The following is a 20,536-nucleotide window of genomic DNA, read 5'->3' as shown; positions in this document are numbered from 1 at the left end:
CGGGCCTCCAGTCCGTCGTCCACCTACGCTGGGTGCCGTGCCCCGATTCCTCGCCACCCCGACCCTCGTCGCTCTCTGGCTCGGCCTGCTGGCCGTCGTCGTCGGGATCGTGTTCGTGCTGACGGCTCCGCCGTCCTCGTCCGGCTGGTTCGCGTACGCCCCACTGTCCGACTACGCGTTCGTCGCCAATGGCCGACCGTGGCAGCTGACCGCCGGACCGGTCCTCGTGCTGGTGGGCGCGGTCGTCGCGGCCTTCGCCCTCGGTCGTCTCAGTACGCGCCGCCGGGGCTGATCCGGACGCGTCCAGCGGACGTCCGGACTCGGCCGCCGTCGACTGGCACCATGGCGTGATGGCCGAGCAGCACCCCCCGGGCCCGCACAAGCCGGGCCGCCCGCCCCGGCCACGCCGCCGCAGTCTGGCGCAGCACGACCTGCGCGACGCACGGGCCCGCCTGCGCGGGACGATCTACGAGCACGTCGAGCCCGACGCCAAGGGGCGTGACCAGTACACGGCGACCCAGATCGTCGACTTCTGCCTCGACCTGGCCGAGGTCATGCTCGCCTCCGGTGCCGACACCCGCAGCGTCGAGACGGCCGTCGTCGCGGTCTCGACGAAGTGGAACCTCGCACCGCTCGACCTGGACTTCTCCGGCAGCTCGGTGACGATCCAGTACGCCCCGGCCGACGTCCCGCCGCTCGTCAAGGTCCGGACCGTGCGCTCGGACGGCTCCGACCTCGACAAGCTCGCGCGGGCGAACCAGATCGTCGACGACCTGATCCACGACGACCGTGACATGACCTCGGCGGTGAACGCCCTGGTCGCCGTGCTGCGGCTCCCGCCTCGGTGGCCGATGTGGCTGTCCGACGTCGGCCTGTCGATCCTCGGCATCTCGATCGCCGTGCAGGCCGGAGGTGGCTGGCGTGCCGGACTCGGGGCGTTCGTGCTGATGCTCGGGATCATCGTCTCCGGACGCTGGCTGACCGACCGGGGGTACCCGCAGTTCTTCGTGTCCGGGGCGCAGGGCGCGGTGGCGTCGGCGATCGGCACGCTGGCCATCTGGGCCGGCGTGCTCAACGCGAACGGCGCCGCGACGATGGTGGCGGCGCTCGTGGTGCTCCTGCTGCCGCACCCGTCCCTGGTGACCTGGGCGCAGGACGCCATCTCGGGGTTCCGGGCGATGGCCGTGGCCCGGGCGTTCTACATCGGGCTGGTCATCGCGGCGATCGTGGTCGGGGTGCCGGCCGGGATCGCGATGACGCACTGGCTGCAGATCGAGGTCGACCCGTCCGGCATCGTGACGCAGACCCTGCCGCTCTGGGCGTCGCTGTCGCTGACCGTCGTGTCGGCGGGCGCGAACTGCTTCGTACAGCAGGCGAGCGCCCGGGTGATCCCCGTCGCCGTGGTGTTCTCGGTCGCCGCCGGTGCTGCGCTGTGGGCGCTGCGGCAGGCCGGGCTGCCGCTGCTCGGGGCGACGTTCCTGGCGGCGGTGCTGCTCGGGGTGCTCTCGACCTACGCGGCCGTCCGGATGCGCACGGCCGTGGCGGCGATCGCGGTGCCGGCGTTCTGCGGGGCGCTGCTGCCCGGTGTCGCCGTGTCGAACGCCCTGCTGAACTTCATGTCGGGGTCGTCGAGCGCCGCGCTCGACTTCGTGGCGGCGGTGTCCGTGGCACTCGGGATCGGCGCGGGCCTGGTGCTCGGCGGGCTCTTCGCGACGCCCGGTGCCCGTCGAGCGCTCCGCCGGACGCGCCGGGTCGTCGTGCACTCGGTCCACAACGACACCACGGCGCTCCGCGTCATCCGTGACACCGGGTACGACCCCGGCGACGGGTCGGTGCCCCGCGGGTCGCGCTCCGGCGGCACTTCGTGAGCAGCGCTTCGTGAGCTGCGCTTCGTGAGCAGAAGCGGTCGAGTGCGACGCACGCACCCGACCTCTTCTGCTCACCGAGTGGGCGTGCCCCGCTCAGCCGGCGTCGGACACCGCGCTCGACACCGCGGTCGGGGCGTCGTACTCGCCGCCCGGGATCGCGCGGAGCGCCTCGAGGACGTCGTCCGGGGCGCCCTCCTGCTCGGCCGTCGAGACCACGTCGTCCTTGGACGCCGGGTAGTCGATGCCGCTCAGGTACTTCTGGACCTGGATGGGGTTCGGTGCTGCCATGTCGGTTCCTTCCGTCGGGTTGCGCCTCCCGGAGTACCCGCGGGGCGCTGCACGACGGCGCGGGGAACGCGCTCCGCGGACGAACCGCCGGTCAGATCTCCCAGCTGCCCGAGTCGTCGTCGTCCCACATCGCCAGACGGCGGGCGGCCTGCGGCTCGTACCGCTCCATCCAGCCACGCTCGAGCCGGGCGACCGCGCGGTCGAACGCCGCCACCAGGTCGAGCTCGGCGCGCAGCAGGGCCTGCAGCTGCAGCCCCTCGTACAGCGCGATGAGCTGCTCGGCGCCGCGGCGGGGGTCCATCGTGTGCGGGGCACGGCCGATCGCGACGTCGTGCTCCAGGCCGCGCTTGATCTGCGCGAAGAAGAGCTGGTACCGCGACCGCAGGTAGGTCGCCATCGGGTGCGCGGGGTTGCCCGCGACGGACAGCAGGGCGACGAGCAGGCGCATCAGGGCCGGGTCCTCGGCGTTCGAGGCGACGATCGCGCGGAGCAGGTCCACGGTCGAGCCGTCACCGACCTCGTGCGTGACCTCGTCCATCCGGGCGCCGTTCCAGCGGTCGAGCGCGGCGAGGACCAGGCCGTCCCACGACGGGAAGTGCTGCTCCAGCTCGGCGACGCTGATGCCCATCCGCTCGGCGACCTGCACGGGCCGGGCTTCGTGGAAGGGGACGTCCCGGAGCAGGTCGACGGTGGCACCCACGATCGTGATCCGCAGGTGCAGCGTGGCCGCCGCGGCCGCAGCGGCCTGCGTGTCGGCGCTGGTGTGTTCGAGCATCGTGCCCTCCGTCGTCCCCGGACGTCCTATCCGTGTCACCCCGGGTCCGGGGCACCTCCATCCAAACGCAGAACGGGGGACACCAGAATCCCCGGTACGGGTGTCGGCACAAGGGGGGACAGACCACGGCGTCGAGCCGGTTCGCGGCCGTCCGTGCGACCATGCCGGCATGACCCCGAACGACCCCACTGCCCAGGGACTCGCGACCATGGCCTCGACCGGCTTCGAGTTCGGCGGTGACCCCGACCAGGTGGCGCACGACGTCCGGGCCATGTGGGAGCAGCTCGGCCGTCCCGCCGGCGCGTTCGAGGCGGCGGCGCGAGCCATCGCCGTGCTGCCCCAGCGCCCCGAGGTGCCGATCGCCGACCAGGCGCGCCGACGCGCGTTCGAGCAGGCGATCGGCATCAACCCCGTCGAGGTCGAGCTGGCCGCCGCGATGTCGGCACGCGAGCTCCTCGAGCGGATGGCTCGCTCCGTCAGCTGCTGACGCCACGACCCGGATCCGGATCGAACCCGCCGACGTGACCAGGAGCAGTCGACGCGACCACAAGCCGTGGACCGGACCACACGGACGACGGGAGGCGCGGCACCCACCGGCACCGCGCCTCCCGTCAGGTCCCCGTCAGGGGCAGGAGCCCTACGGCGTCGGCATCCCGCCGTCGACGTGCAGCGTCTCACCCACGACGTACGACGACTCACCGCTCGCCAGGAACACGTAGGCCGGCGCGAGCTCGGCGGGCTGCCCCCAGCGACCCAGGTAGGTCTGCTCGCCAGCGCTCGGCAGCGCCTCCGGCGGCTGGCCACCGGCCGGCTGCAGCGGCGTCCAGATCGGGCCGGGGGCGACCGCGTTGACGCGGATCCCCTTCGGTGCCAGCTGCGCCGCCAGGCCCTTCGCCAGGTTGTTCACGGTCGCCTTCGTGGCCGCGTAGTGCACCAGGTGCGGCGACGGGGCGTACGCCTGGATCGACGTCGTGTTGATGATCGTGGAGCCGGGCTGCAGGTGCGGCACGGCGGCCTTCGTGATCCGGAACGTCGCGTAGGCGTTCGTCTTGAAGGTCTCGTCGAACTCCTCGTCGGAGATCTTGGTGATGTCGTCGACGTTCTGCTGCTTGCCGGCGTTGTTCACCAGGATGTCGAGGCCACCGAGCTGCTCGACCGCGTCGGCCACGAGCTGCTCGCAGACCTCGAGCGAGGTGATGTCACCCGGCAGCGCGACGGCCTTGCGTCCGGCGGCCTCGATGAGCGCGACGATGCGGTCGGCGTCCTCCTGCTCCTCGGGCAGGTACGAGATCGCGACGTCCGCACCCTCGCGGGCGTAGGCGATGGCGACGGCGGCACCGATGCCGGAGTCGCCACCGGTGACGAGCGCCTTGCGGCCGGTCAGACGACCCGAGCCGCGGTAGGTGTCCTCACCGTGGTCGGCGGGGACGTTCTGCGCCATCTCCGCGTCGGTACCGGCACCCTCGAGGTACTGCTCGTCGGGCTTCTTGTCGGCGTACATCTTCGTGGGGTCCTGCATCACGTACTGGTCAGGCCCGGTCTGGTCGTTCTGCTGGTCCGTCATGCCGCCGACGGTACGCAGGGGGTCGCTGCGGGCCGTCCAGGAGGCTGTCCCCCGTTGCGCGGAGCGGCCTGCGCCCGCTGGCCGCCCCGTTCCAGGGCCGCAGGTGCGCGATCCTCGTTTGTCACGGTCCGGTGACGGGCAGGCTCCGATTCGGTAACACCTGTCGCTCTGTCCCGGTCGAGGCCCTACCGTCGAACGGTGACTCCTCGGACCCTGCTGGCGCTCGGCGCCGCCGTGCTGGCCTTCACGGCCGGTGCGCTCGCGTTCGACGGCACCACCGGGCTCGGGGCGGACGTCGCCGTGGCCGCCGAGACCTCGCACGACGCCGCTCCGGTGCACGTGACGAAGGCGGAACTCCGCCGGGTGGACTCGATCGAGCTCGACGCCGAGGCCCTGGTGCTCCGGAACGGCGACGACACCGTGGTGAAGTCCTCGATGCGCGACTCCGGACTCACCGTGAGCGTGCTGAACCGCCTGCTCGGCACCCCCTCGCGCACACAGACCGCCGAGGGCGACGGCGGGGCGTGCTTCCCTGCCAGCACCACGTACACCTGGGGCGGCGCCCTCCGCGTGGCCGCCCTGCGCTCCGACGCCCGAGCGGGCAACGCCGTCGAGGTCCGGATCCTGCGTGACTCGGTGCGCAGCCGCTCGGGTGCCCGGATCGAGTTGACCGGCCCCGACGGCGTCCAGGTGGGCGACGACCTCGACGAGCAGATCGCCGACGCACCCCGGTCGCACCGGGTGTCCTACGGCTCCGACGACTCCCGCGCCTGGCAGCTCCTGCTGCGGCAGGGCTGGGACGCGGCGCCCGCGACGGACGACGACGCCCAGGACGCCACGGACACCGGCACGAACGGGGTGTCCGCACTGACGAACGACACGACGGTCACGGTGATCGGGTCCCCGATGCCCGTCCACGCACGCCGGAGCTGCTGACGCGGGTCAGACGCGCAGGGTCGCCACCACCGGGAAGTGGTCGCTGGCGAACCAGGCCTCCGGGCCGTCGTGGTCGATCACGACGCGGTCCACGCCGCTGACGCCGCGGGTGAGCACCCAGTCGATCCGTTCCCCGGAGTCGACCGGCGGCTGCCAGTCGTTGAACGTCGCGGTCCGGTCGGACGGATCCCCCGCGGTCAGCCAGGCATCGGCGAACCCGGCCTCCGAGAACACCCTCGACGCGGTGCCGCTCCCCGCGGGCTCGTTGCAGTCGCCCGCGAAGACGACCGGACCGGTGTCCCCGGCGAGCCGTTCCACGATCAGGGCGGCGCTCCGGCCCCGGACCTCGTCACCGTGGGGTCCGGGCTCGTGGTCGAGGTGGGTGGTGAGCAGGGTGAACGCGGGCCCCTCGGCGTCGAGGAACCGGGCGTGGTTCGCGATCCGCGGGTACAGGCTGCCCCAGGTGTTCGAGACCGGCTCGTCCGGGGTGTCCGACAGCCAGAACGATCCCTCGTCCGACGGGCGGAACCGGTCGCGGCGGTAGAAGACGGCCGCGTGCTCCCCGGCGTCGCCGCCCTCGCGCCCCTGCCCGACGTCGGCGTGGTCGGGTAGCCCGGCGCGCAGGTCGTCCATCTGGTGCCCGAACGCCTCCTGCACACAGAGCAGGTCGGGGTCGTGCCGGCGGATCACGTCGAGCACGACCGGCAGGCGGGCCGGCCAGTCGTGCGCGGGGTCCGGGTTCTTGATGTTGTAGGTCATCAGGACGATCGGGCGTGCGGCGCTGGTCACTCCACGAACCTACCGACGCCCCGCCTGGCCGGTTCCCATCAGTTGATGCAGGTGCCCTCGGTGCCGTAGTTGTGCACGTCGGTCGACTTCGGCGACGGTTCCTTCGCGGGCTGCTCCGCCGGCTTCGAGCCCGAGCCGGTGTCCGCCGGCGTCGAGGGGGCCGCGCTCGGCTCGGTCGCGACCGGCTTCGCGGTCTTGCCGTCGGTGCCGAGCACCAGTGTGACGCCGGTGACCGTGTTGGTCCGGACGGCGACGGCACCCGGCACGACGGCCGCGACGGCCTTCGCCTGCGACTCCTGGCCGGCCGGGTACTGCACCTGCGTGACCTTCGTGGTGGGCGAGGACCCGGCCGGCGCGACCTGGAAGCCGCGAGCCGTCAGGACCTGACCGGCGGCGGTGGCCGCTCCCTGCACGCCGCTGCCGTTCAGCACGGTGACCGACGTGTTCGCCGGTTGCGCCGGACCGGCAGCGGTGTAGGCCTCGGGCTCACCGACCAGACCCTGCACGAAGGCCGGCAGACCGACGGTGTCCACCTCGACGATGGAGAGCGGCGATCCGTTGACGGAGATCGTCGGGGTCCCGAGGGTCGGGATCGTGGCCGACTGGATGTTCGCGGGCCGGAGGTTCGCCATCTGCGACGCGAGGTCGATCAGGTTGGTGTCGGTCTGGATCGATCCCCCGACGGCCTGCAGGATGTTGCCCATCTTCACCGGGTTGAGCAGCGTGCCCGCCGACGTGACCTTCCGGGCCTCCTGGGACAGGAAGTACTGCTGCCGGATGTTGCGGTCCAGGTCACCGTTCGGCAGCCCGTGGCGCTGTCGCACGAAGGACAACGCCTCCTTCGCGTCCAGCGAGGACTTGCCCGCCGGCAGGTTCACCCCGGAGAACGGATCGTTCGCGGCTTGGTTGAGGCACACCTCCACCGGCCCGAGTTCCTTCACGACCTGGTAGAAACCGAGCAGCGAGACCCGGACGTAGTGGTCGATCTGCAGCCCGCTCAGGTTCTCGATGGTCTTGATGAGCATCTTCGCACCGCCGGTGTCCCCACCGCCGTTGAGCGTGCCGTAGTAGAACGCGCTGTTGAGCTTGCCCTTGCCGACGTCCGGGATGTCCACGTACGAGTCGCGGGGGAACGAGATCATCGTCGCCTGGCTGCCGTCGGCGTTGATGTGCAGCACGATCATCGTGTCGGTGTTCGTCGCGCCACCGTCCTCCTCGGTGCTGAGCTCGGCGAGCTGCTCCGGGGTGGCGTTGTCCGGTCGGTGGTCGTCGCCGACGAGCAGGATGTTCTGCGCCGTGCCGTCGACGTCGTCCTTCTTGTCCTTGCCGCCGGTGATCGCGTTGACGATCGTGACGCCGTCGGACAGCTGGTGGTACGCGTACGCCGCGTACCCGCCGCACAGCAGGAGGGCCATGGTGAGCACGCCCGCCACCGCGGGGAACACGACGCCGGCCCGTCGCTTCTGGCGCCCGTGGCGCGGCGTCGCGGCACCGCGGTGTGCGGGCTCGGTCGTCTGCTCGGGTTCGTTGCTCACCAGGAAACCATAACCGGCGCGCGCACGACGGACATGGGATGCGCCTGGCAGGTCACCCCATGCCCGCTGTCGTGTTCCTCACCGGGCGACGAGGCCCTGCTTGTTCGTCTCACGGGCCCGCAGCACGGTGATCCCCGTGATCGCCGCAGCCGCCATGACGTAGAAGGCGGGCGCGAACGTGTTGCCCGTGGCACTGATGAGCCACGTGGCGAAGTACGGCGTGATGCCACCGAAGAGCGCGACGCTGATGTTGTAGGCGATGCCCATCGACCCGTAGCGGATCGCGGTCGGGAACAGTTCGGCCATCGCCGCGCTGACGGCACCGTCGAACGCCGCCATGAACAGGCCGAGCAGCACCATCGCGGCCGCGGCCGCCCAGAAGTTGCCGGCGTCCATGAGCATCAGCGTCGGGTAGGTCAGCACCAGGAAGCCGGTGCAACCGGCGAGCATGACGGGCTTCCGGCCGATCCGGTCCGACAGCAGGCCGAAGAACGGCACGAGTCCCGCGATCACGAGGAAGCCGATCACGACGACCCCGTACGACACCAGCGGCGAGTACCCGAGGTCGGCCTGCAGGTACGACGGCATGAAGGTCTGCAGGATCCAGTGGCCGACCGCCTTGAGGACGACGAAGCCGATGCAGAACAGCAGGGCCTTCCAGCCGGTGCGGAGCGAGCGACGCAACGGGTTCGCCGCGACCTCGCCCTTCGCCTTGAGTGCGCGGAACTCGGGGGTGTCCTCGAGCCGGTTGCGGAGGTACAGGCCGACCAGTCCGAGCGGGACCGCGATGAGGAACAGGACGCGCCACCCCCACGTCTCGAGCGCGTCGTCGCCCGCGAGCGCGGTGAACAGGAACACCAGCCCGCCACCGACTATGAAGGCCGCGAACCCGAAGACGTCGATGAAGCTCGTCACGAAGCCCCGTCGGTTCGAGGGCGCGAACTCGGCCAGGAGCGTCGTCGCGCCGGCACCTTCACCACCGGCGGCGAAGCCCTGCACGAGCCGGACCAGCACGAGCAGGATCGGTGCGAGCAGCCCGACGCTCTGGTAGGTCGGCAGGATGCCCATCACGGCCGTCGCTCCGCTCGTGATGAGGATGACCGTCGCGAGCGTGGTCTTCCGGCCGACCCGGTCCCCGAGCGAGCCCCAGAACAGACCGCCGAGCGGGCGCATCACGAAGCCGGCACCGAACACGGCGAACGCGGAGAGCAACGCCACCTGGGGGTCGCCCTGCTTGAAGAAGTACAGCGAGATGACCGTGGCCAGGGTGCCGTAGAGGCCGAAGTCGAACCACTCGACGAAGTGGCCGACGCCCGCGGCGACGATCACCTTCCGCATGCCCTGTCGGCGCGCGTCGTCGCCCAGTGCTGCCTGGACGTCCGGGGGGCCGGCGGCGTCCGCGCTCGTGCGCGTTCGGGTTCCGTCGCTCATGGGGTGACCTCACACTTCGTTGTCGAGAGTTCGTTGACGATAGCACTTGCCGGGCATACTTTGCCACACAGTGGGAAGGATGCGCCAGAGAGTGATACCGTCACCGCCATGCAGTCCCGTGAACAGCACCACGACGTCGTGGTCGTCGGAGGCGGTCTCGCCGGCGTGTGCGCCGCGGTCGCCGCCGCACGCCTCGGCTCCAGCGTCGCCCTCGTCACCAACCGTCCCGTCCTCGGCGGGAACTCCTCGAGCGAGATCCGGGTGTGGGTGGTCGGGGCGACCGCGCACGGAACCCATCGGTTCGCCCGCGAGACCGGGATCATGGGGGAGCTCTTCCTCGAGAACCAGTACCGGAACCCGCAGGGCAACGCGGTCTACTGGGACCAGGTCGTGCTCGACCTCGTGCGTGCCGAACCGAACGTGCACCTGCACCTCAACACCGACGTGCGCACCGTCACGACCGCCGACGACGACGGCGCCACCCGGATCACCTCCGTCACGGGGTGGACGATGGGGTCCGAGATCGAGACGACCTTCACCGCACCGGTGTTCCTCGACTGCACGGGCGACGGCCTCGTCGGCGCACTCGCCGGGGCGTCGTTCCGGATCGGCCGCGAGGGACGCGCCGAACACGGGGAGGCGTGGGCGCCGGAACAGCCCGACGACGAACTGCTCGGGAGCTCGATCTTCTTCTCGACGCACGACACCGGCCGGCCCGAGAAGTTCGTGCCACCGTCGATCGCCGTCGACCTGAGGACGACACCGATCCTGGCCAACCGGGCCATCAAGACCGGGGACAACGGCTGCAACTACTGGTGGATCGAGTGGGGCGGTGCGCTCGACACCGTCACCGAGAACGAGCGGATCCGCGACGAGCTGTGGGGCGTCGTCTACGGGATCTGGGACCACATCAAGAACTCCGGCGCCTTCGACGCCGAGACCCTCACGCTCGACTGGGTGGGTGCGATCCCCGGCAAACGGGAGTACCGCCGGTTCATCGGCGACCACACGCTCACCCAGCAGGACCTGCTGTCGCAGCGGACCTTCCCCGACGCGGTGGCGTTCGGCGGCTGGTCGATCGACCTGCACCCCGTCGAGGGCGTGTACGCCGAGACCGCCGGCGCGCAGCAGCGGTACACGGACGGCACCTACGACATCCCGTTCCGCTCCCTCTACTCCGCGGACGTCGCGAACCTGCTCTTCGCCGGCCGGAACATCTCCGCGTCGCACGTGGCATTCGGCTCCACGCGGGTGATGGCCACGTGCGCCACCCAGGGCCAGGCCGCCGGCACCGCCGCGCACCTCGTCGCCCGGCACGCCACGACGCCCCGCACGCTCGGCAACGACCACGTCGAGATGCTCCAGCAGACGCTGCTCCGCGAGGACGCCCCGCTCATCGGGGTCCGGGCCGTCGACGGTGCCGACCTGGCCCGCCTGGCGACGATCACCGCGAGCAGTGAACTCACCTCGATCGACACCACCCCGTGGGCGACCGCCGACACCTTCGCACTCGATCGCGACGTCGCGATCGTCCTGCCGGCCGACCCGGTGCTCGGCTCCTTCGCGCTCCGGACCGTCGTCGACGACGGCACCGCGGCCGAGCTCACGATCGAGCTCTGGACGACCGGCAAGCCGCAGAACTACGCCCCGATCGAGCACGTCGCCACCCACACCGCTGCGGTGACTGCCGGATCCGGGGAAGCGGTGGTGGACCTCGCGTTCCGTCCCGAGGAGCCGTGCAACGCGGTCGTCGTCGTCCGTCGTGCCCCGGGCGTCCGCCTGGTCCTGACCGACGGGCACCCGTACGGGGTGCTGGCCCTCCGTGCCCGCACGGCCGACGACGAGCAGTTCGACGACCACATCCCCGAGGAGTCCGACCAGCCGGTGACCGACTGGGAAGCGCGCGCCCTGCGCGGACGGTCCTTCGCGTTCACCGCAGCCGGCGCTTCGGACGCGTGGCGGGCCTCCAGGGTGGCCGACGGGTACCAGCGTCCCTTCGGCGGCCCGCACCTGTGGTCGTCCGAGGCCGGCGACGGCCGAGCCGCCCTGACACTCGACTGGACGGAGCCGGTCGACGTGCGCCAGGTGCGGATCGTGTGGAACGACGACGTCGACGCCGACCTCATCAACCTGCACCACCACCGCACCCACTGGGACGCCGTCCCGACGCTCGCCCGTGACTACCGCATCGAGGTGTCCGTCGACGGCTCGTGGCGGCAGCTCGAGACCGTCACGGACAACCGGCACCGGCATCGCGTCCACGACCTCGCCCCGGTGCGGACCGACTCGCTCCGCATCGTCGTGACCGCCACGAACGGGTCGCCGTTCGTCACGGCGAGCGCCGTGAAGGTCTACTGACCCACCTGCAACACCGACAACGATCAAGGGAGATCGCCATGCGCCTGCGCGCACACACCATCGCGACGGTCATCGCGCTGTCACTCGCCGCCGTCGGCACGTCCGGGCCGCACGGCGCGGCTGCGGTCGCGGACACCGCCGCCACCGCGTCAGCGGTCACCGCCGGCACCGCCACGATCCAGCCCAACCCGGGGAACCCCACCTCGCCCGCCGCGACCGCGCACTCCGTCTCGGCGAACGGGACGGCCGTGCCGGTCAGGGCCGAGTCGGTCAGCGGCACCTCGCACGACGTCGCGATGTTCGCCAAGGGGACCGGCACGGCGACCGTCAGCGTCACCATGCCCGGCCTCGCCGCGTCGGCCACACCCGTCGTGACACCACGGACGCTGTCGATCGCGACGACCCGCTCCGGTTCCACCATCACGTTCACGATCCGCGACGCACACCCGCTCGTGATCGAGACGCCCGGCGTTCGCGCGCTGTTCCTCTTCGTCACACCGGCCGAGACGACCGTTCCGTCCGCCGCCGACCCCTCGGTCCGGTACTTCGGCCCGGGCGAGCACGACGCCGGAGTCATCCGCCCGACGTCCGGGCAGACGATCTACCTGGCTCCCGGCGCCCTGGTGCACGGTCGCATCGACGGTGACGGCGTCACCGGCGTGCGGGTGCTCGGCCGTGGGATCCTCGACGCCGGCGATGACACCTCGCGCACCGCGAAGACGATGGCGATCCGGTTCCGCGACAGCTCCGACGTCACGGTCTCCGGCATCGGCGTCCGGAACGCACAGTGGTGGCAGACGCTGTACATCCGGTCGTCGGGCATCCACGTGTCGTGGACGAACCTGATGGGCACGCTCATCAACAACGACGGCATCGACACCGACGGCGTGCAGGACATGGCGGTCGAGCACAACTTCGTGATGAGCGGCGACGACGGGTTCGGCTGGCACGCCCTCGACGCCGCCACGAACGGCGAACCCGAGACCCGCGGGCTGCACGCACTCGACACCACCTTCTGGAACGTCACCGGCGGCAACCCCGTCCGGTTCGGCTCCTCGATGGAGACGTCGCTGTTCACCGACATCTCGATCACGCAGTCGTACGTGCTCCGCGCCAAGGAGGTCGCCCTGAAGTTCGACGTGCAGGACTGGGCGACGGTCTCCGACGTCACGGTCGACGGTTTCCACGTGGAGTCGCAGCCGGTCGGGAAGCGAGCGATCGTGCTGCAGGTCCTCAAGGGGCAGTACTCGAACGACACCGGCTACCGCGACGAACGCGGTCGGATCACGGGCATCACGATCCGCGACTTCACCGACGTCACGGCGGACTCGGTGACGCTGTCCGGCTGGGACGCCGCCCACGGGATCTCGGGCGTCGCGTTCCAGGACGTCGTGCTCGGCGGGGTACCGCTGACAGCGGCGCAGGTGCGCTCGAACGCGTTCGTCAGCGGCGTCACGGTGTCCTGATCGCCGTCGCAGACCAGAATGAGGGGATGACGACCACCCCTCCGAACCAGAGCGTCGAGCGCGCCGCGGCGGTCCTCGGCGCGCTCGGTGCTGCTGACGGGCCGATGCGTGCCTCCGACATCGCGCGGGCGATCGGCCTCGGGACGTCGACGACGGGTCGGCTCCTGGCGACGCTCGAGTCGCTCGAGTACGTGCGTCGCGATCCTGATTCGCAGGGGTACTCGGTCGGTCGCGCCGTGCTCGAACTCGCCAGCCAGGGACTCAACCACAACCCGGTGCACCGGGAGAGCCGGGCCGCGGCGCAGGAACTCGCGCACCGGATCGGCCTCACCGCGAACGTCGGGGTGCGCGACGCAGCCTCGTGCATCTACCTCTGCCACTTCGAGGGGTCGCTGGCGCCGAAGTCGCACACGATGATCGGCATGCGACAGCCGCTGCACGCGTCGGCGCTCGGCAAGGCCCTCATGCTCGACCTGTCACAGGTGGACCGGGAGCGGCTCCTCGGTGCGGACCTCGCGCGGTACACCGACCACACCATCACGTCGCACGACGCCCTGACGGCCGACCTGGCCGTCTCGGCGAAGCGCGGCTGGACCGAGGAGAACCAGGAACTCGCGCTCGGGCGGTTCTGCATCGCCGCGCCGATCCGGAACGCCTCGGGGGAAACCGCGGCCGCGCTCTCGATCTCCGGACGCCTCACGCAGCTCCGCGACCGTGACCTCGGGTCCCTGGCCGAGGACCTCATCGAGGTCGCCGACCGCATCAGCGTCGGTCTCGGGATGATCAGCGCCGTCGCGCACTGACGGCTCGCCTCGTCGTGTGGTGACGCAGTGACGGCCTGGAGGCGCGTGGCGGCGTCGCCACGCGCCTCCAGGCCGTCTCCTGGTCGCGCTGGTCCCGCTAGTCGCGCGACGGGAGCAGGTGGATCGCCTCCATGGCGAGCTCGGCAGCGATGGGGTCCTTCGCGACGACGGCGTCCTTGAGCTTCGTCAGCTCGGGCAGGATCACGTCGGCCGGCAGGAGCTCCGCGAGCTCCGGAACGCGGAGCTTGAACGCGAGCCCGTCCGTCGTCGAGTTGCAGAGCTGCACGAGCGACGGGTTGCCGCACGCGTCGGCCCACATCGAGTAGATGCCGGCGCCGTCGCGCGCGACCTGGTCCTGCTCGTCGGCGCTCACCCGCGCGTGCACGTCGTCGAGCATCTTCACGATCTTCTTGCGCTGCGCGTCCGTGAACCGGGGCACCGCGAGCCGCACGACCCCGCCGTAGATCACGCCGAGGGTGCGGTACGCGTCGAGGAGTTCTTCCTTCGTCGGCGCCGCGACCCGGGTGTAGCGGTTCGGTGCCATCTCGATGAGGCCGGCCCGGGCGAGTTCGGCGAGGGCCTCGCGGATCGGCGTCCGGGAGACACCGAGCCAGGCGATCAGGTCGTCGTCGTTGAGCCGTTCCCCGGGCTCGAGCGTGCCGTCCATGATGGCGTCTCGGATCTTGTCCTGCACCGTGTCACGGAGGAGCTTGCGCTCGGCAGCGGGCTGCGTCGAGGGAACTGGCATGGGTCCAGCGTGTCACATGTCAGGGGTCGTGCGCGAGAGGCGCGACGGCCACCAGGCCCGGCGCCCGAGGTCGTAGGCCAGCGCCGGCACGAGCAGCGAACGGACCACGATCGTGTCGAGCAGGACGCCGAACGCGACGACGAACGCGATCTGCACGAGGAACAGGATCGGGATCACGCCGAGGGCGGCGAACGTGGCGGCGAGCACGACGCCCGCCGACGTGATCACCCCGCCGGTGACGCCGAGTCCGGGAAGGACGCCCTCGCGTGGACCGTGCCGCAGCGCTTCCTCGCGCACCCGTGTCATGAGGAAGATGTTGTAGTCCACGCCGAGCGCCACCAGGAACACGAACGAGTACAGCGGCACGCTCGGGTCCGCGCCCGGGAAGTGGAACACGTGGTCGAAGACGAGCGCTCCGACGCCGAGGGCCGCCGCGAAGGACACGATCACGCTGCCGATCAGGACGAGCGGCGCGACGATGCTGCGGAGCAGGAGCATCAGGATCAGCAGGATGACGACGAGCACCACGGGGATGATCACCGTGCGGTCTCGGATCCCGGTGTCGTTCGTGTCGACCGCCGTCGCGGTGACGCCACCGACGATCGCTCCCGGGTCGACCCGTTCGACGGCGGTGCGGAGGTCACGGACGGTCTGCTCGGCGGCGTCCGAGTCGGCGGCGTCGGACAGTGTCGCCTCGAGCAGGACGTCACCGCGGGAGACGGTCGGCGTGCCGCTGCCGGCCGCGTTCCCGGTCACCGGGACGGTGCCGGCGGGACTGTCCTTCGCCGCGGCGACCACACCGTCGACCCCGTCCACCGCGGTGATCGCGTCGACGAGCTGGTCGAGGTCGCGCTCCGCGCCGATGACCTGCGCGGGGCTGCCGGAACCGCCCGGGAAGTGGTCGGCCAGCACGTCCTGACCGTCACGAGCCTCGGACGACCCGATGACCAGGTCGCTCTGCGGCACCCCGTCCGCCTTGAGCCCGAACAGGCCGGCGCCCATCGCGAGCAGGCCGACCGTGCAGACGATCCACACCACCCGGGACCGCCGGGCGACGAGCCGGCCGACGCGCGCCCAGATGCCGCGGGCGTCCGGACCGGTGAGCACGGGGTGGGCGCTGCCGAACGCGGGACGCAGCGGCCAGAACGCCGCGCGCCGGAACGCGAGCAGCAACGCGGGCAGGAGGGTCAGGGCGGCGAGCAGGCTGAACGCGATGCCGATGGCCGCGACCGGGCCGAGCGCCTTGTTCGAGTTGAGGTCGGAGAGCAGCAGGCAGAGCACCCCGACGATCACCGTGCCGCCCGAGGCCAGGATCGGCTCGAGGCTCCCCCGCAGGGCGGCCTTCGTCGCGTCCCAACCGGTGCGGTGGTCGCGCAGCGCCTCGCGGAAGCGCGAGGTGTACAGGAGCGCGTAGTCCGTCGCCGCACCGATCACCAGGATCGACAGGATGCCCTGCACCTGCCCGTTGACCGTCACGATGTCGGCCTTGGCGAGCCACCAGACCACGAGGATCGAGGCGCACAGGGCGAAGGTGGCGGTCCCGAGCACCAGGACGGGCAGCAGGGGTGATCGGTAGACGATGATCAGGATCACGAACACCGCGGCGAGCGCCACCCCGAGCAGCAGTCCGTCGATGCCGGCGAAGGCCTCGGTCAGGTCCGCGGTGAACCCGGCGGGACCGGTGACGGAGCCGCTCACACCGGACGGGAGCGCATCGTCGACGTCGGCCCGGATGGCCTCGACCGCGTCCCCGGTCTCGGCGTCCTGCGTGAGCGTGGCGACGATCTCGACCGCGTCGCCGTCCTCGCTCGGGATCACCGGGCTGACGGCCTCGACGTCGGCGCGGTCGGACAGCGTCGTGGCGAGTGCCTTCGCGTCGGCGAGGTCGGTCGAGGTCAGGCCGCCGTCGCGCTCGAGGACGATGATCGCGGGCGCCCCCGACTCGTCGCGGAACTCGGAGGACCGTTCCTGCACCTTCGTGGCGTCGGCCGAGGCCGGCAGGAACGAGGTCTGGTCGTTGGTGGAGACCTCGGAGATCTTGCCGAAGAAAGGACCGCCGACGGAGGCGATGCCGAGCCAGACCACGATGACGAGCGCGGGGAGGACGATGCGGAGGAAGCGGGACACGTCGGTGAGCGTACACCGATCGTCAGCATGCTGATTACTTGACGGTCGAGCGCACCTGCGACCATAGAATCACGACATGCAGGACACGACCGAGCAGTGGCCCCTCGGGCGCCTGCTGTCCGCGGCCGCGCGCTCCGTCGAACGGGACTGGGACGAACGCCTCCGCGCCATCGGGCTCTCGCACGCCGCGGTCGTCGCGATCGACATCCTCATCCGGACCGGACCGACCGGCGCCGACACCATCGCCCGCACGGCCCGGGTCCAGCCGCAGACGATGTCCCGTACCCTCGAGCGGATGGAGCGGGACGGTCTCGTCGAACGCACCCCGCACCCCGCCGATCGTCGGCGCCGTGTGGTCAGCGTGACGCCCGCCGGCCGGTCCGCGTGGGAGACCGCGCGGCACATCGAGCGCGAGGTCCTGCCGGAGGACCCGGCGCTCCGGACGGCACTGGGCGAGCTGCTCGCCGGACCGCCGTCGGAGTGACACACTGTTCTTGAAATACCACATGCGATAAGATCCTGTGGTCGGTGCGTGCCGACCTGACCACAGGAGTCCCGCATGTCCGAACGCCGAGCCGCCCGGGCGGCCGCAGCACACACCCTCCGCGCACCCCGTCACAGCACGCAGCGACGTCGACCGTTCCTGGTCGCCCTGGTCGCGACGCTCGGCTCGCTCGTCGGCGTCGCCCTGGTCCTCGCCGTCGTGGCGAGCGTCTTCGTCGGCGGGCTCGCGCGGAGCTTCGACGCCGGTCGCGACACCATCGCCGACCCGTTCCCGAGCGGTGCGCGGCCGAGCACGTCCAGCGGTGAGAACATCCTGCTCATCGGGTCCGACGTTCGCGCGCAGGGCGGCCCCGAGGGCGCGCGGCCCGAGCTCGGCGGGCGCTCCGACACCCTGATGCTGGCGCACGTCCCCGCCGATCGACAGCACGTGTACCTCATGTCGATCATGCGCGACTCGTGGGTCGAGGTCCCCGGACACGGACGCGCGAAGATCAACGCGGCCTACTCCTGGGGTGGGGTCGCCCTCACCACGGAGACCGTCGAACAACTCCTGGACATCCGGATCGACCACGTGGCGGAGATCGACTTCGCCGGGTTCGAGGACATGACCGATGCCCTCGGCGGCGTCACGGTCGACTCCCCCCTGGCGTTCTCGGCACGCGGCCACGACTTCACAGCCGGGGCGAACCGGCTCGACGGGGCCGCAGCACTGGCCTTCGTCCGAGAGCGCTACTCCTTCGTCGACGCCGACCACACCCGCGTCCGCAACCAGCAGGCGTTCATGCGCGGCGTCGTGAACGGGCTGCTGTCCCGTGGCACCGTCACCAACCCCGGGCGCATCCAGGACTTCGTCGCCGCGACGAGTGCGCACCTGTCGGTCGACGCCGGGTTCTCGTTCACTCGGATGGCGGAACTCGGGTGGTCGCTCCGAGCGGTCCGGGCCGACGACCTCGTGACCTTCACGGTGCCGACCGCGGGCTCCGGGACGGCACCGGACGGGCAGTCGATCGTGAACCTGAACGAGCTCGCCGTCGGGTCCCTGTCCCAGGCGCTCCGGTCCGACGACGTGGCGGGCTGGCTCGCCGACAACCCGCAGTAGTCCGGCACCGCGAGGCCGCACGCACGACGACGCCCCACGACTCGAGTCGTGGGGCGTCGTCGTGTTCGGTCTGCGGAGAGATCAGGCGGGGAGCTGGAGCTCCTGGCCGGCGTAGATCAGGTTCGCGTCGTCGATGGTCGACGTGTTCGCGGCCCAGAGCTGCTTCCAGCCGCCGTCGATCCCGAGCTTCGTCGCGATCGTGTCGAGCGTGTCGCCCGAGGTGATCTTGTAGGTCTTACCGCTCGTCTTGACCGGGGCCGGCTTGCTCGGCGTGGTCGCTGCCGGGGCGGGCGTCGACTCGGTCGTGCTCGGCTGCGGGGCGGCCTGCTCGGCAGGAGCCGGTGCCGGTGCGGCGGGCTGCGGGGCAGCCTGCTGTGCGGGGGCGGGGGCCGGAGCCGGAGCCGGTGCGGGGGCCGGAGCCGCCGCGGCGGGGGCCGCACCGCTGGTCCCGCTCAGCCCGAGCTGGGCGGAGCAGGCGGGCCATGCGCCCCAGCCCTGCGAGGCGAGGACACGCTCGGCGACGGCGATCTGGGCCTCGCGGCTGGCGGAGGCGGGGTTGCCCGCGCCACCGTTCGCCTGCCAGGTGCCGAGGTTGAACTGCAGGCCGCCGTAGTAGCCGTTGCCGGTGTTGATGGCCCAGTTGCCACCGGACTCGCACTGCGCGAGCTGGTCCCAGGTCGAACCGGACGCTGCGTTCGCGGGGGCTGCCGCGAGGCCGACACCGGTCGCGGCGATGCCGGCGAACGCCAGGCCACCGACGATGGTGCGGGTACGGGAAAGCTTCTTCATGTGATTGCTCCACCGGGGTCACGAGCCGCATCTGCTGCGGAATCCACTGCCCACCCCGACCGATCGCGGTCAGTTGTGGGGGTGCGCCACCGGGGGCAGTGGTCATCGGGCCGGCGGCACCTCGGTCGGCAACCATAGGAAACTCTTGACCGTTATCAAACCGAGACAAACGGTTCTACCCGTGCATGCTATGTACCCCTACCCCGAACCTGAACGGGCGGATCCCCATGGCCATGGTGATCGAGCCGTACCCGGGTACGTATCCTTGGCAATTCCCTGGCAATGCCGATCAGCGCTCGGGATCAGCCCCGCGTGAGCAGGGTCACGGCCTCGAGGTGACCGGTCTGCGGGAACATGTCGAGCACCCGGGCCCGACGCAGCCGGAACGACGGCATGCGTGCCAGGTCCTTCGCCAGGGTCACGGGGTTGCAGCTCGAGTACACGACGTGCTGCACGTCCGACTCCTCGAGCCAGGTCGACAACCGCTCGCCGATCCCGCGACGCGGCGGGTTCACGACGACGAGCTCGGGCACCGCGTCCGGACGGGCCCGGAGTGCGTGCTCGGTCGCGTCGTCAGCGGCGAACCGGAGACCCTCGAGGCCGGCTTCACGAGCGGACTGCTTGGCGGAGCGGATCGCCTCGGCACTCGTCTCGATGCCGGTCACCACGCGGCCGGGGCGGGCTGCGTGCAGCGCGAACCCGCCGACGCCGCAGTACAGGTCCCACATCGACGCGGGTTCGAGCTCGTCGATCCAGGCGGTCGCCTGCGCGTACAACTCGGTCGCGACACCGGTGTTCGTCTGGAAGAAGCTCTGCGGCCGCAGGTGCATCGTGATCCCGCCGAGCCGCATCGGCAGCGTCTCCGGCTCGGTCAGCACGATCTCGCGGTCGCCTTCGGTGACGGCCTTGTGCTCGGGCAGCAGGTTGACGGTCACCACGACCGCGTTCGGCAGCGCGGCGCGCAGGGCGGCGAGGTGCTGGCGGAGCCGTGGCAGCTGCCCCTCGGAGCGCAGGACGAACCGGATCATCAGCTCGCCGTCGGGCGACTCGGTGACCAGGACGTACTTCAGCTCCCCCCGGCGCGCGGCGACGTCGTACGGGATCAGCCCCGCGGTCGAGACGAACTCGGCGAGCACGGGCAACGCGTGCCGGATGCCGGGCGTGCAGATCCCGCAGTGCCGCAGGTCCACGCCGCGCTGCCGGTGGTCGAGGATCCCGACGGTGGGGTGCTGGACGGATCCGCCCACGACCATCTTCGCCTTGTTCCGGTACCCGGACTCCGGGCTGGTGATCGCGGGCGACCAGGAGACCGCTCCGGGGCCACCGGCAGCCTCGACCGCGTCGTGCAGGAGCTCGCGCGTGCGGAGTTCCTTGTCGAGGACCTGGTCGGCGTAGGGCTGGCCCATGAGCGTGCACGACCGGCACACCCCGCGGTCGAAGTAGTCGCACTGCATGG

General features: G+C 71.2%; 19 protein-coding genes. 9 read left to right on the top strand and 10 right to left on the bottom strand.

Features of this window, described 5'->3' with window-relative positions:
* Positions 1-37: 37 nt before the first annotated feature.
* Both ORG17_RS01450 and ORG17_RS01445 read left to right on the top strand, forming a co-directional pair.
* Positions 38-292, top strand: a complete 255-nt coding sequence (locus tag ORG17_RS01450) for a hypothetical protein (RefSeq protein ID WP_214526875.1) — start codon at positions 38-40, stop codon at positions 290-292.
* Between the two features lie 58 nt (positions 293-350).
* Positions 351-1,868, top strand: a complete 1,518-nt coding sequence (locus tag ORG17_RS01445; RefSeq protein ID WP_035809647.1) for a threonine/serine exporter family protein — start codon at positions 351-353, stop codon at positions 1,866-1,868.
* Between the two features lie 93 nt (positions 1,869-1,961).
* On the opposite strand, the gene ORG17_RS01440 is transcribed toward ORG17_RS01445, so the two are convergent.
* Both ORG17_RS01440 and ORG17_RS01435 read right to left on the bottom strand, forming a co-directional pair.
* Positions 1,962-2,156 carry a DUF2795 domain-containing protein gene (locus ORG17_RS01440; protein WP_214526877.1) on the bottom strand — a complete coding sequence of 65 codons (195 nt, stop codon included), beginning with the start codon at positions 2,154-2,156 and terminating at the stop codon, positions 1,962-1,964.
* Positions 2,157-2,247: 91 nt separating this feature from the next.
* Positions 2,248-2,931 (bottom strand): TetR/AcrR family transcriptional regulator, encoded by a 684-nt coding sequence (locus ORG17_RS01435; protein ID WP_027467173.1) that lies wholly within the window; start codon positions 2,929-2,931, stop codon positions 2,248-2,250.
* Between the two features lie 169 nt (positions 2,932-3,100).
* On the opposite strand from ORG17_RS01435, the gene ORG17_RS01430 reads away from it, so the two are divergent.
* Positions 3,101-3,418, top strand: coding sequence for a hypothetical protein (locus ORG17_RS01430; protein WP_027467174.1), 318 nt, complete (start codon positions 3,101-3,103; stop codon positions 3,416-3,418).
* 150 nt (positions 3,419-3,568) lie between these two features.
* Here ORG17_RS01430 and ORG17_RS01425 read toward each other — a convergent pair whose 3' ends face one another.
* The gene (locus ORG17_RS01425; RefSeq protein ID WP_214526879.1) at positions 3,569-4,495 is read right to left on the bottom strand and encodes an SDR family oxidoreductase; all 927 of its coding nucleotides are present in this window, start codon (positions 4,493-4,495) and stop codon (positions 3,569-3,571) included.
* 198 nt (positions 4,496-4,693) lie between these two features.
* Between ORG17_RS01425 and ORG17_RS01420 the strand changes: the two genes are divergently transcribed.
* Positions 4,694-5,431 (top strand): hypothetical protein, encoded by a 738-nt coding sequence (locus tag ORG17_RS01420; protein ID WP_214526881.1) that lies wholly within the window; start codon positions 4,694-4,696, stop codon positions 5,429-5,431.
* A gap of 6 nt (positions 5,432-5,437) precedes the next feature.
* On the opposite strand, the gene ORG17_RS01415 is transcribed toward ORG17_RS01420, so the two are convergent.
* From ORG17_RS01415 to ORG17_RS01405, 3 genes are all read right to left on the bottom strand, one after another.
* A complete protein-coding gene (locus ORG17_RS01415) occupies positions 5,438-6,220 on the bottom strand; it encodes an endonuclease/exonuclease/phosphatase family protein (protein ID WP_214526883.1) in 783 nt (260 codons plus the stop codon).
* 38 nt (positions 6,221-6,258) lie between these two features.
* Positions 6,259-7,755 carry an LCP family protein gene (locus tag ORG17_RS01410; RefSeq protein ID WP_071245841.1) on the bottom strand — a complete coding sequence of 499 codons (1,497 nt, stop codon included), beginning with the start codon at positions 7,753-7,755 and terminating at the stop codon, positions 6,259-6,261.
* A 78-nt stretch (positions 7,756-7,833) separates the two neighbouring features.
* Positions 7,834-9,186 (bottom strand): MFS transporter, encoded by a 1,353-nt coding sequence (locus tag ORG17_RS01405; RefSeq protein ID WP_027467178.1) that lies wholly within the window; start codon positions 9,184-9,186, stop codon positions 7,834-7,836.
* A gap of 108 nt (positions 9,187-9,294) precedes the next feature.
* Here ORG17_RS01405 and ORG17_RS01400 point away from each other — a divergent pair, with 108 nt between their 5' ends.
* The 3 genes from ORG17_RS01400 to ORG17_RS01390 are packed head-to-tail and all read left to right on the top strand — an operon-like array spanning position 9,295 to position 13,813.
* On the top strand, positions 9,295-11,544 hold the full coding sequence (locus tag ORG17_RS01400; protein ID WP_214526885.1) for an FAD-dependent oxidoreductase: 2,250 nt from the start codon (positions 9,295-9,297) through the stop codon (positions 11,542-11,544).
* A gap of 38 nt (positions 11,545-11,582) precedes the next feature.
* The gene (locus tag ORG17_RS01395; protein ID WP_214526887.1) at positions 11,583-13,010 is read left to right on the top strand and encodes a glycoside hydrolase family protein; all 1,428 of its coding nucleotides are present in this window, start codon (positions 11,583-11,585) and stop codon (positions 13,008-13,010) included.
* Positions 13,011-13,036: 26 nt separating this feature from the next.
* On the top strand, positions 13,037-13,813 hold the full coding sequence (locus ORG17_RS01390) for an IclR family transcriptional regulator (protein WP_214526888.1): 777 nt from the start codon (positions 13,037-13,039) through the stop codon (positions 13,811-13,813).
* A 97-nt stretch (positions 13,814-13,910) separates the two neighbouring features.
* On the opposite strand, the gene ORG17_RS01385 is transcribed toward ORG17_RS01390, so the two are convergent.
* Positions 13,911-14,561, bottom strand: coding sequence for a GntR family transcriptional regulator (locus ORG17_RS01385; protein WP_214526890.1), 651 nt, complete (start codon positions 14,559-14,561; stop codon positions 13,911-13,913).
* A 12-nt stretch (positions 14,562-14,573) separates the two neighbouring features.
* Entirely contained in the window at positions 14,574-16,688 is a 2,115-nt protein-coding gene (locus ORG17_RS01380; RefSeq protein ID WP_214526892.1) for an MMPL family transporter, read from the bottom strand.
* A gap of 76 nt (positions 16,689-16,764) precedes the next feature.
* Between ORG17_RS01380 and ORG17_RS01375 the strand changes: the two genes are divergently transcribed.
* Together ORG17_RS01375 and ORG17_RS01370 are read left to right on the top strand one after the other, a co-directional pair.
* Complete coding sequence (locus ORG17_RS01375) at positions 16,765-17,172, top strand: MarR family winged helix-turn-helix transcriptional regulator (RefSeq protein ID WP_111058004.1); 408 nt, start codon at positions 16,765-16,767, stop codon at positions 17,170-17,172.
* A gap of 75 nt (positions 17,173-17,247) precedes the next feature.
* On the top strand, positions 17,248-18,291 hold the full coding sequence (locus ORG17_RS01370) for an LCP family protein (RefSeq protein ID WP_214526894.1): 1,044 nt from the start codon (positions 17,248-17,250) through the stop codon (positions 18,289-18,291).
* An 81-nt stretch (positions 18,292-18,372) separates the two neighbouring features.
* Here the strand turns inward: ORG17_RS01370 and ORG17_RS17980 are convergent, their stop codons facing one another.
* Together ORG17_RS17980 and rlmC are read right to left on the bottom strand one after the other, a co-directional pair.
* Entirely contained in the window at positions 18,373-19,080 is a 708-nt protein-coding gene (locus ORG17_RS17980; RefSeq protein ID WP_214526896.1) for a LysM peptidoglycan-binding domain-containing protein, read from the bottom strand.
* Between the two features lie 302 nt (positions 19,081-19,382).
* Complete coding sequence (gene rlmC / locus ORG17_RS01355; protein ID WP_214526897.1) at positions 19,383-20,534, bottom strand: 23S rRNA (uracil(747)-C(5))-methyltransferase RlmC; 1,152 nt, start codon at positions 20,532-20,534, stop codon at positions 19,383-19,385.
* Between the last annotated feature and the right edge of the window lie 2 nt (positions 20,535-20,536).

It is taken from the genome of Curtobacterium flaccumfaciens pv. betae (assembly GCF_026241855.1).
Classification (GTDB): Bacteria; Actinomycetota; Actinomycetes; order Actinomycetales; family Microbacteriaceae; genus Curtobacterium; species Curtobacterium flaccumfaciens.
This window is presented reverse-complemented; position numbering and strand designations above follow the sequence as displayed.